This is a genomic window from Gemella haemolysans ATCC 10379, assembly GCF_000173915.1.
Taxonomy (GTDB): Bacteria; Bacillota; Bacilli; order Staphylococcales; family Gemellaceae; genus Gemella; species Gemella haemolysans.
On sequence record NZ_ACDZ02000008.1, the window covers coordinates 22,621 to 39,448 of the forward strand.

At 32.2% G+C, this 16,828-nt stretch carries 11 protein-coding genes; 1 reads left to right on the forward strand and 10 read right to left on the reverse strand.

Annotated features, from left to right (window positions below):
• Positions 1-16: 16 nt before the first annotated feature.
• The 4 genes from GEMHA0001_RS02570 to GEMHA0001_RS02585 all read right to left on the reverse strand — a co-directional run bounded on the left by GEMHA0001_RS02570 (position 17) and on the right by GEMHA0001_RS02585 (position 8,056).
• Complete coding sequence (locus tag GEMHA0001_RS02570) at positions 17-5,134, reverse strand: SIALI-17 repeat-containing surface protein (protein WP_003144298.1); 5,118 nt, start codon at positions 5,132-5,134, stop codon at positions 17-19.
• Between the two features lie 443 nt (positions 5,135-5,577).
• Positions 5,578-6,576 carry a D-2-hydroxyacid dehydrogenase gene (locus GEMHA0001_RS02575; RefSeq protein WP_003144334.1) on the reverse strand — a complete coding sequence of 333 codons (999 nt, stop codon included), beginning with the start codon at positions 6,574-6,576 and terminating at the stop codon, positions 5,578-5,580.
• A gap of 111 nt (positions 6,577-6,687) precedes the next feature.
• A complete protein-coding gene (locus GEMHA0001_RS02580) occupies positions 6,688-7,365 on the reverse strand; it encodes an HAD family hydrolase (RefSeq protein WP_232015379.1) in 678 nt (225 codons plus the stop codon).
• 31 nt (positions 7,366-7,396) lie between these two features.
• Positions 7,397-8,056, reverse strand: coding sequence for an HAD family hydrolase (locus GEMHA0001_RS02585; protein ID WP_003144342.1), 660 nt, complete (start codon positions 8,054-8,056; stop codon positions 7,397-7,399).
• Positions 8,057-8,402: 346 nt separating this feature from the next.
• Here GEMHA0001_RS02585 and GEMHA0001_RS02590 point away from each other — a divergent pair, with 346 nt between their 5' ends.
• Complete coding sequence (locus GEMHA0001_RS02590) at positions 8,403-9,239, forward strand: DegV family protein (protein ID WP_003144124.1); 837 nt, start codon at positions 8,403-8,405, stop codon at positions 9,237-9,239.
• Positions 9,240-9,357: 118 nt separating this feature from the next.
• On the opposite strand, the gene GEMHA0001_RS02595 is transcribed toward GEMHA0001_RS02590, so the two are convergent.
• The 6 genes from GEMHA0001_RS02595 to dnaB all read right to left on the reverse strand — a co-directional run bounded on the left by GEMHA0001_RS02595 (position 9,358) and on the right by dnaB (position 16,828).
• The gene (locus GEMHA0001_RS02595) at positions 9,358-9,552 is read right to left on the reverse strand and encodes a heavy-metal-associated domain-containing protein (RefSeq protein WP_003144180.1); all 195 of its coding nucleotides are present in this window, start codon (positions 9,550-9,552) and stop codon (positions 9,358-9,360) included.
• A 22-nt stretch (positions 9,553-9,574) separates the two neighbouring features.
• Complete coding sequence (locus GEMHA0001_RS02600; protein WP_003144159.1) at positions 9,575-12,028, reverse strand: heavy metal translocating P-type ATPase; 2,454 nt, start codon at positions 12,026-12,028, stop codon at positions 9,575-9,577.
• 381 nt (positions 12,029-12,409) lie between these two features.
• Positions 12,410-13,063, reverse strand: coding sequence for an RDD family protein (locus GEMHA0001_RS02605; RefSeq protein WP_003144372.1), 654 nt, complete (start codon positions 13,061-13,063; stop codon positions 12,410-12,412).
• Between the two features lie 13 nt (positions 13,064-13,076).
• A complete protein-coding gene (gene sppA / locus GEMHA0001_RS02610; protein WP_003144345.1) occupies positions 13,077-14,054 on the reverse strand; it encodes a signal peptide peptidase SppA in 978 nt (325 codons plus the stop codon).
• A gap of 84 nt (positions 14,055-14,138) precedes the next feature.
• Entirely contained in the window at positions 14,139-15,455 is a 1,317-nt protein-coding gene (locus GEMHA0001_RS02615) for a DUF4767 domain-containing protein (RefSeq protein WP_003144074.1), read from the reverse strand.
• A gap of 11 nt (positions 15,456-15,466) precedes the next feature.
• The gene (gene dnaB / locus GEMHA0001_RS02620) at positions 15,467-16,828 is read right to left on the reverse strand and encodes a replicative DNA helicase (protein WP_003144394.1); all 1,362 of its coding nucleotides are present in this window, start codon (positions 16,826-16,828) and stop codon (positions 15,467-15,469) included.

Genomic DNA, 16,828 nt, shown 5'->3' on the forward strand with positions numbered 1-16,828 from the left:
TTTCTAATATTTAAAATTACTCTTCCTCTTTTTTACGGCGTTTTATTGCTGCAAATAGACCTACAATAGCTAATCCTAAACCTGCTAACTCACTATTATTTTGTGATTGACCTGTATTAGCTAAACGTTTAGTTGGAACACTAGAAGTTTTATCTCGTAAGTTTGAGCGAATTTCTGACTCATTATTATCAATTCCAACATAATTCGGTAATTCTGAATGAATTTCTGGATCTCCATTTACTCCTCCATTGAATTCTGGTAAGGCTGGTTGAATCTCTGACTCTCCATTTACTCCTCCATTGAATTCTGGTAAGGCTGGTTGAATCTCTGACTCTCCATTTACTCCTCCTTTGAATTCTGGTAAGGCTGGTTGAATCTCTGACTCTCCATTTACTCCTCCATTGAATTCTGGTAACTCTGGCTGAACTTCTGGGTCTCCATTTACTCCTCCATTGAATTCTGGTAAGGCTGGTTGAATCTCTGGCTCTCCTTTTACTCCTCCTGTGAATTCTGGTGACTCTGGTTGTACCTCTGGATCTCCATTCACTCCTCCTGCGAATTCTGGTAATGCTCGATGTATCTCTGGATCTCCATTCACTCCTCCATTGAATTCTGGTAATGCTCGGTGTACCTCTGAATCTCCATTCGCTCCTCCATTGAATTCCGGTAAGGCTTGTTGAACTTCAGGTATTCCTTTTTCATTACTATGACGGACCACTATTGGTACATCCACTTCTTCTTCACTTCCGTCTGGATAGTGGACGATCGCTACTCCTGTATGCTCTCCTGGAGTCGTTACTTCTGGAGTTTCTTTCCATCTTACTGTTGTTCCACTTGGTGCGTTTTTCTTATCTACACTTGCTTCTGCATCTGGCACTGTTCCATTGTCTACCGTTTGTGGTTTTCCTACTGGATTATACGTGTCTTTTTGTGGTTTCACTGTAATTGGTACATCCACTTCTTCTTCACTTCCGTCTGGATAGTGGACGATCGCTACTCCTGTATGCTCTCCTGGAGTCGTTACTTCTGGAGTTTCTTTCCATCTTACTGTTGTTCCACTTGGTGCGTTTTTCTTATCTACACTTGCTTCTGCATCTGGCACTGTTCCATTGTCTACCGTTTGTGGAAGCGGAGCTGGATTAAATTTCGTCATCATTGATTTAACAGTAATCGTAACTTGTATACTATTACTATTATTAGCATTGTCTGTCACTTGAATCGTTACATTATACGATTGCTCGTTAGTTCCTACGGGTAATTTTGTTACCTCTTGAACTCCATTTTTAAACTTAATTGTTTTAGTCGCTTCATCATATGTTAAGAAGTTTGGTAACCCTGTTACCGTTGTTGACTTAACACCGCTTCCTCCTGGGTTATCAGTAGTTGTAACTTTTATAGAAGGCAATGTTCTATCTAGTGCAATTAAATCCCAATTTTGTCTATCTGTCGGTGTTTGAATTGTTGGTTTTGTTACATCTTTTACTTCCAACGGAATCGTCACAGGATCTGTCGTATCGTCAAGATATGTGACAGTTGCATTGATTGTTTTATTTCCAAACTCTGCAGTACTTATTGTACCCACAGGAGTAACTGATTTCACCTTACTATTCCCATTATTATTAATAGTTACAGCTGCTTTTAATTCATCATTTGATACAGATTCATTTTGATTTTTGGTGATTTTAGTCCCTGTAGGTGCATATTCATCCGCTAATCTTCGAACATTTACCGTTACATTTACTGTATCTTTTGATCCATCAGGGTATGTTACAGTTACTACTCCTGCTTTTTCTCCAGGTCCTGTTGTTGTACTTGGAGTTGTAGTCCATGTATAGGTTGTTCCTGCAGGTAAACCATTTTTATTAATACTTGTTCCTGCATCTGGTGTAGCTCCATAACTCACCGTTTGTTTTTGCCCATTAGGTGTCGCATTATATTTCGTCGTCATTGATTTGACTGTAATCGTAACTTGTCTTTGACTAGGATTGTTTGCATTATCTGTTACTTGAATAGTCGCAGTATAAGTTTTACTATCTTGTCCAACAGGTAATTTTGTTACTTCTTGAACACCATTTTTAAATTTAATCGTCTTAGTTGTATTGTCATATACTAAGAAGTCTGGTAGCCCTGTTACCGTTGTTGATTTAATACCAGTTCCTCCATTATTATCCACAGAAGTAACTGTTATTGAAGGTAATGTTCTATCCAATGCAATTAAATCCCAATTTTGTCTATCACTAGGAGTTTGAATTGTTGGTGCAGTTACGTCTTTCACTTCTAAAGGAATATCAACTGGATCTGTCGTATCATCTAAATAAGTAACAGTCGCTTTAATCGTAGAAGTTCCAGCATTTGTTGTACTAATTGTTCCAACAGGTGTAACTGATTTCACCTTACTATTCCCGTTATTACTAATAGTAACCGCTGCTTTTAGGTCGTCATTTGTTACAGGAACATTTTGATTTCTAACAATTTTATTCCCTGTAGGCTCATATTCATCACTTAACTTACGAACACTTACAGTTACATTCACTGTATCTTTTGAGCCATCAGGATATGTTACAGTTACTACTCCTGCTTTTTCTCCAGGTCCTGTTGTTGTACTTGGAGTTGTAGCCCATGTATAAGTTGTACCTGCAGGTAATCCATTTTTATTAATACTTGTTCCTGGATCTGGGGTCTGAGCATGGCTTACTTCCTGTATTTTAGGATTAGCAACTGCTGTGTATTTTTGTGTTTGGGATTGAATATTAAAAGTAATATTTTTAGTCGCAGTATTTCCTTTTTTATCTACTGCTTTAACAGTTACTTGAATACTAGATTTACCGTTTTGGAAATTATTTGGTATAACTCCATTAATTTCTATTTTTGATGTTCTAGGGTTATAAAATAATGGATTTGGAAGATTTTCAACCGTTATAGGATTACTATCTTTAAGTCCCACTCCTTTATTATTGTCCTGCGCAGAAATATTTATCTCACTTGGCAATCCTTCTAATCTTGTTAATAATACTGAATCTGGTGCTGTAATAGTTGGATTAATATTGTCCACTATTTCTACTGGTATAGTCACAGTTTTCATCAAATGATTACCGCGAAGAATTTCAATTTCTTTATGTTGCACACCTGCAGTGGAAGTATCTACAGTCGATGAACCACCTTTCCAACGAATCGTTAAATCAGTCGCAGGCGCAGTTCCATTTGATAAAGTAATATAACTTCTAGCATCACCTAGTTCACCACTCTGATGTTGATTAATACGTTTGTCTTGTTTTCCTACAAAATCTAGTACTGTATATGGTGTCGATACATCTTTAACTGTTCCATTTTGATAAGTTACTGTAACAACAGCATTTCTAGTTCCCGGTTGTTGTAGATTAAACGGTGTTTTCCATTGCACATCAACGGTAGATGGAAGTTCATTTCCTGTTTTTGATTTCACAAGATTTCTTGGATTTTTGTAGAAATCATGTGGATCTCCGTATAAAGCCGTAAGATTTTGATATTTGGCTATTGCATCATTCTGTGCATTTGTTTGGATTGTTTTAGGTGAAAACCCATCTTTAAAGTGGATTGTCATTGTTGCACCATCAGCTGAAACTTCAGCATGATCGAAGTCGATATGATTCGCACGATTAACAACATTTGGATGCTCTGTTTTAAATTTTTCTATTAAAGCATTCTTTTCAGTTTCCGTTAAATGACGGACATCATCAACGTAAGTAGGAGTTAAATTATTAACAGTATTACGTTCACTTTGGGGTTTTATTGTAACATTATAAATAATATTATAATTATTAGCGGGAGAAACAGTATCGTTAACAGTTAAAACAACTTGATAATTACCAGGAGTTATAATTCCATTCGACCCTATAGTCCCAAGAATACCTGCTTGAACATTTGGATTATTAATATTATCTATCATTACAGGTGCTCGACGATCTCCGGTTCCTGATGATACAATTATAGATAAGTCTTTGAACGGTTTTCCTGAAAGAGTTACTTTTTTTACTAGATAATACGTATTAGAACTATCATGTCTAAATTTTTCTCCCTTAACTTGTGTTCTAATCCAAAAATTATCAGAATTAAAATATGTCAAATTAGTATTTGCATTACTAACAACTTTATCATTTTGTCTATTCTCTAATGGTGTAAATCTAATCCCTCTAAACGTACTTTCTCCATTGATCTCAATCATTTTCCCGTTTCGTGGATCACGTCTACCTGAATGAGCACGTGTCATTCGATTAGCTACTTTATTACGAAGATAAATTACTTCTTTTAGTAGTTTTTGAATAGTCTCTTCATTATATTTATCACTATTATAAAATGTTGGTAATTTTTCTGCTGTTTTAACTAATTCTTTTTCAGATTCACTAAATTCATAATTTATTTGATTAGCTATGCTGTGAATCTCAGTTACAGTTTCTGTTACTTTGGTTATTTTTTCGTTGTGTTTTCTAGCAACATCTCCCGTAGTATTTTCTTGTTGTTTTTCTTTAGTATTATTTTCTAAATTTGATTTCTCTTCTTTTTTAGACTTAGCTTTTTCTTTTTCAGATTTATCCTCTAATTTTTCGAATGCTTCTTTAAGATCCTTTATTTCTTTTCCAATTTCTTCTTGAGTTATCTCTTTATTATCTAACGTCTTTTCCGCACGCGACAAAATAAGATTAAGCTCTTTTACTGATTTTTCAGTTTTTTTACTGATGTCAGTATTCTTAATCTTATCAACCAGGTCTTTTAATTCTTTTTTATTTACTTCTTTCTTTACAGGATTTTTTGTAGATTCATTTGATTCTGATTTCTCTACTTCTCTTTTTTCAGCAGCTTTCTCTATATCCTGGTTTTGTATTGTTTTTTCTATCGTCTTATCATTAGAACCTTCTACTGACTTTTCCTTTTCTAGAACCGAAGTATTGTCCCGTTGTTTTTCACCAGTTATTTTATCAACTACACCTTCTTTTACAATTACTTCTGAACTATTTATTTCACTTGCGTGTACAACTTGCGAGCCAGCGATACCCGTCCCCCCAACAACAAAAAATAACGAACAACCAAAAAGGATGTGTTTCCCCTTTTTCACCATACGCCAATTTTTTTGTTGGAGACCATGTCTATTAAATAACATTTTCTCTCTCCTTATATTTCTCATGTAAAATTTATTATTATAAATATATTATATACTGTTACCTTTAACTATTCAATACTTTAATATTATTTTAAAGTAAATTTTAAGTAGAGCAGATGTATAAATAACAGTAAAGTTCAATAATCCTAGAAAATATTACGCATACATTTAACACATTAATAAAAAATATTAAAATTATTAAATCACTAAATATCAGATTAAAACATAATATGTAATATATCATCATTTTTAAAAAAATTTTTTTTACTTTTACTTCACTTTATATAATTTCAACTTGAGAAATTTTCTTATCTATCTATAGGAAATAAATAAAAAATTAGTTCTGTAATATGATCTACTTTAATATTCAAGAAACGTTTTCTCTCATCAAAGAAATCATACATTACAAAACTAACTTTCTATATTTCTATTAAGTTTTTACTTTATTTATTTACAACATTCGCAGATGTCCCAGTTGTAATTACTTCAACAGCCGCTTCTAATCCACCTTCTACAAGATTCTGAATTGCAGTTTCTGTGTAAAACGCTGTATGTGGAGTATAAATTACATCATCACGGTCTATTAGAGTTTGTAACAATTCATCATCAAACTCTTTTCCTTCAAAGTTTTTAGGAACATATTTACCTTCATTTTCATAAACATCTAACCCTGCTCCAAGAAGTTTCCCACTATCTAATGCACGAAGTACAGCCTTTGTATCGACTAGCATACCACGAGCAGCATTTAGCAAGATTGAATTATCTTTCATCTTAGCAAGAAATTCATCATTTACCATGTGATTATATTCTTTTATAGCTGGCATATGAATAGTTATAATATCAGAAGCTGCTATTAAGTCATCTAGATTTTCAACATATCTTAAAACTTCTTTTGCCGCTTCATTTTGATAAACATCATAACCTAAAACTTTAGATCCTAAAGCGCTGAATAATCGAGCAGCTTGAGTACCGATTCTTCCAGTACCTATAACACCTACTGTTAGAGTTCTAAGTTCACGTGATAATATCCCTGGATTCCAAGAAAAATTATGTTTTTCTAAGTTGCGTTGAATTTTATTTGTATTTCTACTAATACGTAATGCAGAAGTTAGTACATGCTCAGCAATAGCATTTGGTGAGTATGATGGTACATTCGTCATTTTAATTCCAAACTCAGACATTAACTCTAAATCATAAATATCAAAACCAGCTGAACGAGTCGCAAAAACTTTGACTCCTTGTTCTTTAGCATATTCATATACATCACGCTCAAAAGGTTTATTTTGAGCTAGGACTACACCTTCTTTACCTTCTAATAAATGTTTGTTGGCTGATGTAAGTTCTTCTGTATAAACATCAATTTCAACCTCAGGGTGAGCATTTCTCCAACTTTCTAATGCACTTTTTTCATCTTCTCTTAAATTAAAAAATACTAATTTCATATCTTTTCCTCCTTAGATAAATTACTAGTTCAACTATATTCTAATAAACTTTTAATAAAATTAATATAACTAATTTTACCATAAAAATTAATTTACTAAAACTATTTTATTTCACTTTTCAAAAATTTTCTTGATAATTTCAAACAATTCGATATTATTTTCCGCTATTTTATAAATTATAACATTCCCTGGCAATTTTCTCTTATAACGATTTATCCAAATGGCTTTCCAGCCTGCATTATTAGCTCCAACTATATCATTTTCCAATGAGTCTCCTATGTAATATAGAGAATCAATAGGCAGTTGTAATTTTTCTTGCATAATTTCAAATATTCTAACATCTGGTTTATTTATACTATAATCACCTGAGACAATAATATTCTCTTTATCAATCCATCTTTCTACACCTAATGCTTTTACCTTAGACCATTGATGTTCACTTGGTCCATTGGTAATAATTCCTAGCTTTACATCATTCTCTTTCACTAGTTCTAAAATACCTATAGTTGTATTAGACATTTGTAATTTTTGTTGATTCTTTTTATATTCTTTTTGCATATCTAATGCCTGTTCATCAGTTATCAAGACACCCAAGTCTCTCGCTGCTTCTTGAATTCTATAAATATGATATTCATCCATAGTTATCTCACCATTTCGAGAAGCTTCAAATTTCACATCACTATAATGTCGACTCAAAAGATAAAATTGTTCCATATCAATATCCATATCGAATAGACTCTTATATGCATTTTCAAATGGAACTATCTGTTCATATAACGTATCATCCACATCAAAAACAAGACCAATCAGTCTTTTTTCTTTACTCACCATTTTCCAATATTTTAATAACCTCTCCTAAATTCTCAACTATTTTATAAGCTTTTTCTTTGCAAACTTCATCTGGTTCAAACATATCTGGAACCATAATAACTTTTGCCCCTGCTGTACTTCCTGCAATTATACCAGCCTTAGAATCTTCAAGAACTAAACATTCTTCCGGTTTTACACCTAAACGCTCTGCAGCTAATAAAAACACATCTGGTGCTGGTTTACCATTTTTCACCTCTGCCCCACTAGCGAGCTCATCTATATATTTTACAAGACCTGTTTTTTCCATATTGTTTGTTATATGATTCATATTAGAAGATGAAGCTACCGCAACTTTATAATTATTATCTTTTAGATATATTAACAATTCCTCTACAAATGGCATTTTCTTAGGACCTGTCGTAAACAATATATCCTCTATATATTCATAATGATCATCAACTAATTTCTTTCCACTAACATAAGAATCCTTAAAATAATTTTCCCAAAATTCATAAATACTCTTTGTAGTAAAACCTAACACCAAGAGAGTCTCTTCTCTAGTCATTTCATAACCTTGCTTTTTCGCACTATGAATAAATGCTTCTGTTGCCAAACTTTCGGTATCTACCATTAGTCCATCCATATCAAATAACACTGCTTTTATACTCATGTTTATCCCCTTCGCTTTTTCTTTTATATTTTCTAAATTATTACTTTATATTCTTTAAATTATTATATCATACTTAGTATTTCATAGAAAAATGTTTCTTTATCAGTATAGTTGCTCCGAAACAATAAAAATATAATTGTAGATATTCGATATCTATATTAATAAATATCCAAAATACAATATTACTTTTAAAACCAATATATTAAGCGTATTAAAATTAAAATGCTACATCAATAGTTTACTTTTTATTTCACTTTTTATTTGAAAAAATTTTATTTTTAGTATATTATATATAGACGTGGTTAAACTACAATCATTTAATACAAAATCAAAGAGGTTAAAATTTATGAAAACAGCTTTTGTGTGCGATTCAGCATTACAAATTAATAAAAATTTTGCAAATAACAATCCAATTACAGTTATCCCGGTAGAGGTTCGTCTTGACGATGAGATTTTCGAGGATAATGTAACTATAACTCCTGACGAATTTTACGAAAGAATACATAACGGACAAAAACCTAGTACAAGCCAACCTGCAGTAGGTAAAATTTTAAGTGTATATGAAAATTTAAAACAACAAGGAGTAGAGCGTATCGTTGCCTTCAGTGTTTCTTCTAAACTATCTGGAACATATTCTTCTTTCGTTCAAGCTAAAGAGCTTATCGATGGTATCGAAATCAAGATAATCGATACTCTTCAAATAGCAAGAATGGTAGGAATAGCTATCGAAAAAATTATCAAAGAATTTGCAGCAGGAAGTCTAACATTCGAAAATATAGAAAATAGATACTTAGAACTTTCACAGCAACACAATGTTCTTGTAACAGTCGAGACTATGCAATATTTATATGCAGGAGGTAGACTTACAAAAGCTCAGTTCGTTCTATCAAGTCTGTTAAATATTCTACCTATTATAACTATTAAAGACGGTCTCCTTTCAGTAAGTGGTAAACATAGAGGAATGAATAAAGTCCTTTCAAAAATGTGTGAAGAAATAAAAGAAAAAAATCCAAAGAGTTTATTTGTTCTTTATACAACAGATGAATTATTAGAAAAAGCAATGGTATCTATCAAGAAAACTTTTGGTGATATAGAAGTTGAAACAGAAATTATTTCTCCTGTAATTGGATCTCACGCAGGACCTAAAGCTATTGCAATAGGATATTTAGGTTACGACAAATAAAACACAAAAACACCTTAGAATTAGGTTAAAACTAATCCTAAGGTGCTTATTTATTAGACACGACTCCAAACCATGATGTCAGAAAAATCAAATTTGTTAAATCATTCCCATTATTTTATTAAACTATTTTAAAATTCGTTTCTGATAATGCAGCCTGAAGTTCTTCTTTAGAAGCAACTCCTTCAACTACAATATTTTTCTCTTGAATATTAACCTCAACATTATTAACATTATCTAATTTAGATAATTTTTCTTTAATCGCAGCGACACAACCGCCACATTTTACACCTTCGATACTATATTCATTTTTCATGATTAATCCTTCTTTCTTTTTATTAATTTAATTTTACTCTTTTTAACCTTAATGCATTTAGAACTACAGATATAGAACTAAAACTCATTGCAGCTCCTGCCAACATTGGATTTAACAACGGTCCTCCGAATATATAGAATACTCCCATCGCAAAAGGAATACCTATAACATTGTAGAAGAATGCCCAGAATAGATTTTCTTTAATATTTGTTATAGTTTTTTTACTTAAAACTATAGCATTAACAACAGAATTTAAATCAGGTTTCATTAACACTATATCTGCTGCGTCGATTGCTACATCTGTTCCTGTTCCTACAGCTATTCCAACTTCTGCTTGTACTAGTGCTGGTGCATCATTAATACCATCACCAACCATTGCTACCTTTTTACCTTGAGCTTGAAGTTTTTTGATTTCATTTGCTTTATCTTCTGGTAAAACTTCACTAACAACTTTGTCTATCGATAATTGTTCTGCAATTACCTCAGCAGTTTTTTTATTGTCACCAGTCAACATAACTACCTCTAACCCTAAGCTATGTAATTTTTCAACAGTTTCTAAACTACTTGCTTTAATTTGATCAGCAACAGCTATGATCCCAGCTAGTTCAGAGTCTACAGCTATGAATAATGGTGTTTTCCCTTCTGAAGCATATTTCTCTGCTTTTTCAACTGAATCTTTTGTAACAATATTATTTTCCAACATTAATTTTTCATTACCAATAAGTACTGACTTTCCATCAACTGTCGATGAAATACCTAATCCTGTTAATGAACTAAAATCTTTAACTTCTAACAAATCTAAATTTCTATTTTTAGCTTCATCTACTATAGCTAGACCTAATGGGTGTTCTGAAAGATATTCTACACTCGCTGCAAGTTGCAATAAAACTTCTTCTTTTAAATCGTTAAATGTCACTATATCAGTTACTGAAATTTTACCTTCTGTCAATGTTCCAGTTTTATCAAAAACAACAGTATCTACTTCTTTCGCTAATTGCAATGCTTCTGAACTTTTTATTAAAATACCGTGTTCAGCTCCCTTACCTGTACCTACCATTATAGCTGTCGGTGTAGCCAAACCTAAGGCACAAGGACAAGCAATAACAAGCACTGCGATAATAATTTTTAGAGAAAAACTCCAAGATGCATCTCCAACAAAGTACCATAAAATTCCAGCTATTAGTGCTAAAACAATAACAATAGGAACAAATACTCCTGAAATTTTATCAACAAGTTTTGCAATCGGAGCTTTAGAATTTTGAGCATCTTCAACAAGTTTAATAATTTGTGATAAAGTAGTGTCTTTACCCACTTTAGTAACTTTCATTTTAAAAACACCTGTTTTATTAATACTAGCTCCGACAACTTTACTATTTATTTCTTTTTCTACTGGGATACTTTCCCCTGTTAACATCGATTCATCTACAGTCGAACGACCTTCAATCACGACTCCATCAAGAGGTACTTTTTCACCAGGACGAACAAGTAGTATATCACCTGTAGATATTTCATCTACTGCTACAACATGTTCTTCACCATCTATAATTAAATTAGCAGTTTTTGGTACCAATCCAACCAACTTACTAATAGCATTTGTAGTACGACTTTTCGATACTCCTTCAAAGTATTTACCTAGTGTAATCAATGTTAAGATTACCGCTGCAGATTCATAGTACAAATTCATAGCTGCATGTTCATCACCTAAATATACCAATACGGTTGAATAAACACTATATAAGAATGCTGCCCCTGCTCCTAACGCTACTAAAGAATCCATATTAGGTTTTCTTCTAAAAATAGCTCTAATTCCTACACTAAAGAATTTTCTACCAAAATATAAAACAGGTAACACCAGAATAAACTGTACAGTTGAAAATAATTTTGGATTTCCCATTGGGCTTAAACTTTCCAACGTAGGTAATCCCACCATCTCAGCCATCGCTATGTACAACGCAGGTACTGTAAATATAGCCGAATAAATAAATCTTTTCCAAATACCGTCAATTTCTTGTTGTTTTTTCTCAGCTTGATCATCAACCAAATCATCTATTTCTAATCTTGCTTTATAGCCCGCTTCTTCTACTTTTCTCTCAATCTCAGCTACACTTAATTTTTCTTTATCGAATTTTACTACCATCTTCTCAGTAGCGAAATTTACAATGGCTTTTTCTGTTCCATCTAAAGATGAAATCGTATCTTCTATATTTTTCGCGCACGTTGCACAACTCATTCCTTCTAATATGAAAGTTCTCTCTTCTATACTAGATATATAAGTAAGCTTATACCCCAATTTTTCTACAATCTTTTCTACTTCAGTCCTATCTATTCCGTCTCCTCTAGAAAGAGTAAGTTTACTAGTCGCAAGATTCACATTAACATCCGATAAGTTATCAACTTGTTTTAAACTCTCTTCAATATGCGCCGCACAAGAAGCACAATTCATCCCTTCAATTAAATATGTTTCATTTTTAACCATATATTAATCACACCTATCTTTTAAATATTCTTATTCGTCTACGATTGTAGTCTTTGTTATAAATTAAGTATACTACCATCTAAAATTATAGTCAACAATATTTTAAATAATCAATAACAGCTATCATTATGATATAGGGAGTGACTCAAAAATCGTGATTTCGTAGAAATCGATTTTGTCAAGTCACCCCCGCACAGTTTATTAGATATCTAAAAAGCTTTTATAAAGCGAATTTAGATATCAATAAACCACTGTACCTATGAATGCTCATATGAACTTCGTCAAATTTTAGGACCTTTTTGTCAATCTCAGCTGATTTTCTAGAATTTAATTTAAAATTTAAAGCTATAGATTTATTAAAACCTATAGCTTTTTACAATATTAATTTTTACTATCTAGTTTCTTATTCATCTGACTACGTAATTTTGAAAAATCTTCTTTGACTACTACAGTATCAGCAATAAAGTCATGAAGCCCTTTTTTCTTATTTGTGAAAACTACGGCTAAATACGGCAGGTATACTAAGAATATCGTTAATAATCTACCTACTAGCTCACGATAAACTACATCTGCAAAACTTAACTTTTCCCCTTTATTAGTCTCTACTTTTATCTTCATAATCATCTTACCTAAGGTTTGAGAGAAGAAGTAAGTCATAGCTATAAAGTAAGTAAACATAACAATAACATAACTTAAAGACTCTTCTCCTAAAATAGGAAAATCAAACACCTTGTTTAATAAACCAAAACTAAAAGTATTTAATAAACTAGATACAGCATAAATAACTATCATATCGATTACGTATGCAACAAATCTAGTCCAGAAACCTGCATAGAAATTTTTAGAAAGCATTAAATAATCTTCTAATGAAGTTGGCAACGAAAAATCTTTCTCTACTTTTTCTTGTGCTTCTTTAGTATCTTCATACTCTTTAACAAATTCTTCATTTCGTGTAGTTTCATCCGGTGCTACTGTAGTACCCCCGTTAAAAAGCGGATCATATGAAGGTGTATTATTATTTAAATCGTTGTTCATTTAAATTCCCTCCCTATCCTAAGTAGCTACGCTCAACTTTGTTTGAATTTACTTCACTATTTAATTCAGAGATAAAACTTTTTGTTGTTGCTTTTACAAATCTAGAAATTAAACTTTCTGTAGTTTTATCAGCTCTTAACTCGATTACAGTTGGATTAGACAATCCTTTTTCTTCTTTTATTAAATCAATAAGTTCGTCTTCAGTACCTACTTTATCAGCTAATTTGTTCGCTACTGCTTGAGTACCAGTATATGTTCTACCATCAGCGAGTTTCTTAACTTCATCTTCACTTAGGTGTCTACCTTCAGCTATAGCTTTTACAAATCTTTCATACGCTTCTTTGTTTTGCTCTTGTAATATTTTTCTAGTTGATTCTGGTAAGTCCTCTGTTAAACCACCTACTGCTTTTTGTTCCCCAGAACGGATAGTTTCTTGTTTAATTCCATGATCATTTAAGAATTTTTGAGCAGATACATAGCTCATAATTACTCCCAATGAACCAGTAGTAGTTTCAGTATTTACAAAAATTTTCTTAGCAGGAGTCGATACATAATATCCTCCAGAAGCGGCTGTTTTCTTCATTGACACATAAACATCCTTACCACTATTCTTAAGAGCATTATATAATTCTGCAGTCTCATAAACACCACCACCTGGTGAATTCACAGATAATAGTATCGCTTTTACATTAGGATTACCTTTAGCTTCTTTAATTTGATTTAAAACAGAACCTCTTGAATAAGTATTAGTCATCTCTGCATTAATTTCACCGTCTATAGAAATTTTTTGAATAACTTCACTACTATCACCTTTTTTCAAAGTTAATTTAGTAACACTTTGTTCTTGTAAAAACTCTGTTAAATATCCATTTAATTCTGCATCATCTTTTTTACTGTTGTTACTTGATGTAATAGTTCCTTTAATTAACGAAAATACCACTAAGACCACAACAATAACAGTTGATATTAACCTTTTATTTTTAAAATTCATTTTTTCCTCCAAAACTTTATTATAATATTTTTTGTAAAAATCCAGAGACAAACAAACCTTTCGCCATCTATCCCTAGCCTATTATTATGAACTCTTAACTATATTTTCAAAACCTTTTTGCAAATCCACATTAGCAGTTCTTCTGAAGTATACGTACTTCTTAGAATTCCCTTGATTTTGTTCTGTTATCAACACTATAGGTTCACCATTTAGAATAGTGAAATAGTATAGATGTGCTACAGAATTTACTGGTTTATCTATATCAGAAAATACAGCAACTATATTATATACATCTTTATAATTCCCTTCAGGTGACCACTTCATACTAATTAGTTTATCACCTTCTAGAACTAAACGTGCATCCCCCGCCATTTCTGATTCAGTAGGAAGTTTTAATCCATGGAAATTCACTTGGTTACTCGGTGTATATTCTTTATAACTTTGATTTAAAGTTTTTTCCCATTCTTTTACATATTTATATAGTTTATTACTTTTTTCTTTATTCCAAAGAGTATTACTTGTAGTTTTTATCTCTTCTTTTTTAGAGCTATTTTCTTCTAATAAACCAGTTACTGTAAGAGTACGTTTAAAGCTACCAGTAAGTTTTAATCCTTTCTTCTCAGCTTCCTCTTTATTAAGAGTTATCTCTACATCAACTTTACTTCCATTTTCCAAGTTTTCTTTCGGCGAGTATTTTACCTCAGGTTTTCTTAAGAATTTCTTGATATTTTCATCCGCATCTTTAACTTCTGGAACTTCCGTAATATTAACATCAACCTTACCAGTTCGGTTAGTTCCAGAAGCAGCTAGTTCAACTTTATACTGATCAATATGAACTACTTTTGAATCTTTATTGTAGAATTTAAAATAATAAACTCCCGCAGCAAGTACACATACTAAAAGCAATGCAACTATAAATCCTATTTTAGACGATTTCTTATTAGGTTTATTTTTTTTATTTGCCTCAACTTCTGCCTCATTATTTCCTTGATTCACATTAGCATAATTACTATTTCCTAAGAAATCATTATTCCGATTATCATCAGTAAACTGATCATTTTGATTATTTGCTCCTTGATCAAAGTTAGATTGATCAGTCTCAACATAATTACCATCCTGGTCATAATAACCAGTTACCATAAAGTATCCATTTTGATCATAGTAACCCGCTGGTGTATAATTATTATCATTTTGATTATAGTTATTATATTGAATAAAATTACCATTCAGGTCATAGTAGCCGTTCGGAATAAATTTTCCATCTTGATTGTAATAACCATTTGAAATATAGTTCCCATTTTGATCGTAATATCCAAAAGGAATATAGTTTCCTTCTTGATCATAATAACCATTTTGATTGCTATTCATTTCATTATTTTGTTTATTATTTCTATTCTTCATAACTTCCTCTCCTATTCTGCATAAGTTTTTGATACGAATTTATTATATCGTTTCATGAATGCAAGTTCCGCCGTTCCTGTTTGTCCATGCCTATTTTTAGCAATAATTACCTCAATAGTAGAGACATCGCTTGTTTCTTGAACTTCATTTTCATCAGCGTCTTCACTCCTATAGTAGTCACCACGGTATAAGAACGAAACGATATCAGCATCTTGCTCAATACTTCCAGATTCCCTAAGATCACTCATCATAGGACGTTTATCTTGCCTAGATTCTACACTACGTGATAACTGAGATAGGGCTATTACAGGGCATTCTAGTTCCCTCGCCATCTGTTTTAAACTACGAGATATTTCAGATACCTCTTGTTGTCTATTATCGGTTCTCTTACTTCCTTGCAGAAGTTGTAGATAATCTATAACCACTAAATCTAAACCATGTTCAGCTTTTAATAACTTACATTTCGCTTTTACTTCATTTACTTTAATAAAAGCACTGTCCTCAATAAAGACATTTTTCTGATTTAAGAAATGAACTGCTGTTTCTAGTTTCATAAGGTCATCATTATCAAGATTTCCTCGTTTAATTTTTTCAGAATCTATCATTCCCTCACTACAAATCATCCTAGAAACAAGTTGATCCGCACCCATCTCTAACGAGAATAATGCCACTGTTCTTTTCTCATCTTCAGAACGAGGATTTTTTCCAGCAATATTTAGCGCAATATTTAGCGCAAATGCTGTTTTACCCATCGCAGGACGCGCTGCAAGGATAATTAAATCCCCCTTACCAAAACCTACAATCTTATCTAGAGCTCCATATCCAGTTGGGACGGCTACATTTTCACCTTCTCCTGCCATACGAGCTAGAATCTCTTTAAATACTTCTTCAGTAACATCTTTCATATTCTTAAACTGAGATGTCTTTGCGCGCTCCATAGCACGTTCAACTTGATCGAATAAAGTTGCCGTTAAAGAATCAATATCAGCATTTCCTTGATTCATCTCTTCAGTGCTATTTAATAATGCTTCACGAATTTCTCTGTAAATAGAATATCTTTTTACTAAATTCGCATAATGCATTATATTTCTAGAACTTGGAGTAATATCATATAAGTCCACTATATATAATGAGGCATCCACATTTCTGAATGCCCCACTATTATTTATTTCTTCAAAAATTGTAGTGGTGTCAGGTATTATTTCCATTTCATCTAAATGTAAAATAGCACTGTAAATATCTTTATTTCGTTCATCATAGAAGTCTTCAGCATCAACAGTTGCTTTCACTTCTACTAATTTTTCAGGCTCTTGCATTAGAGCCCCTAATAACGATTGTTCTGCCATAACAACAGAATCTATATGATATTTCAT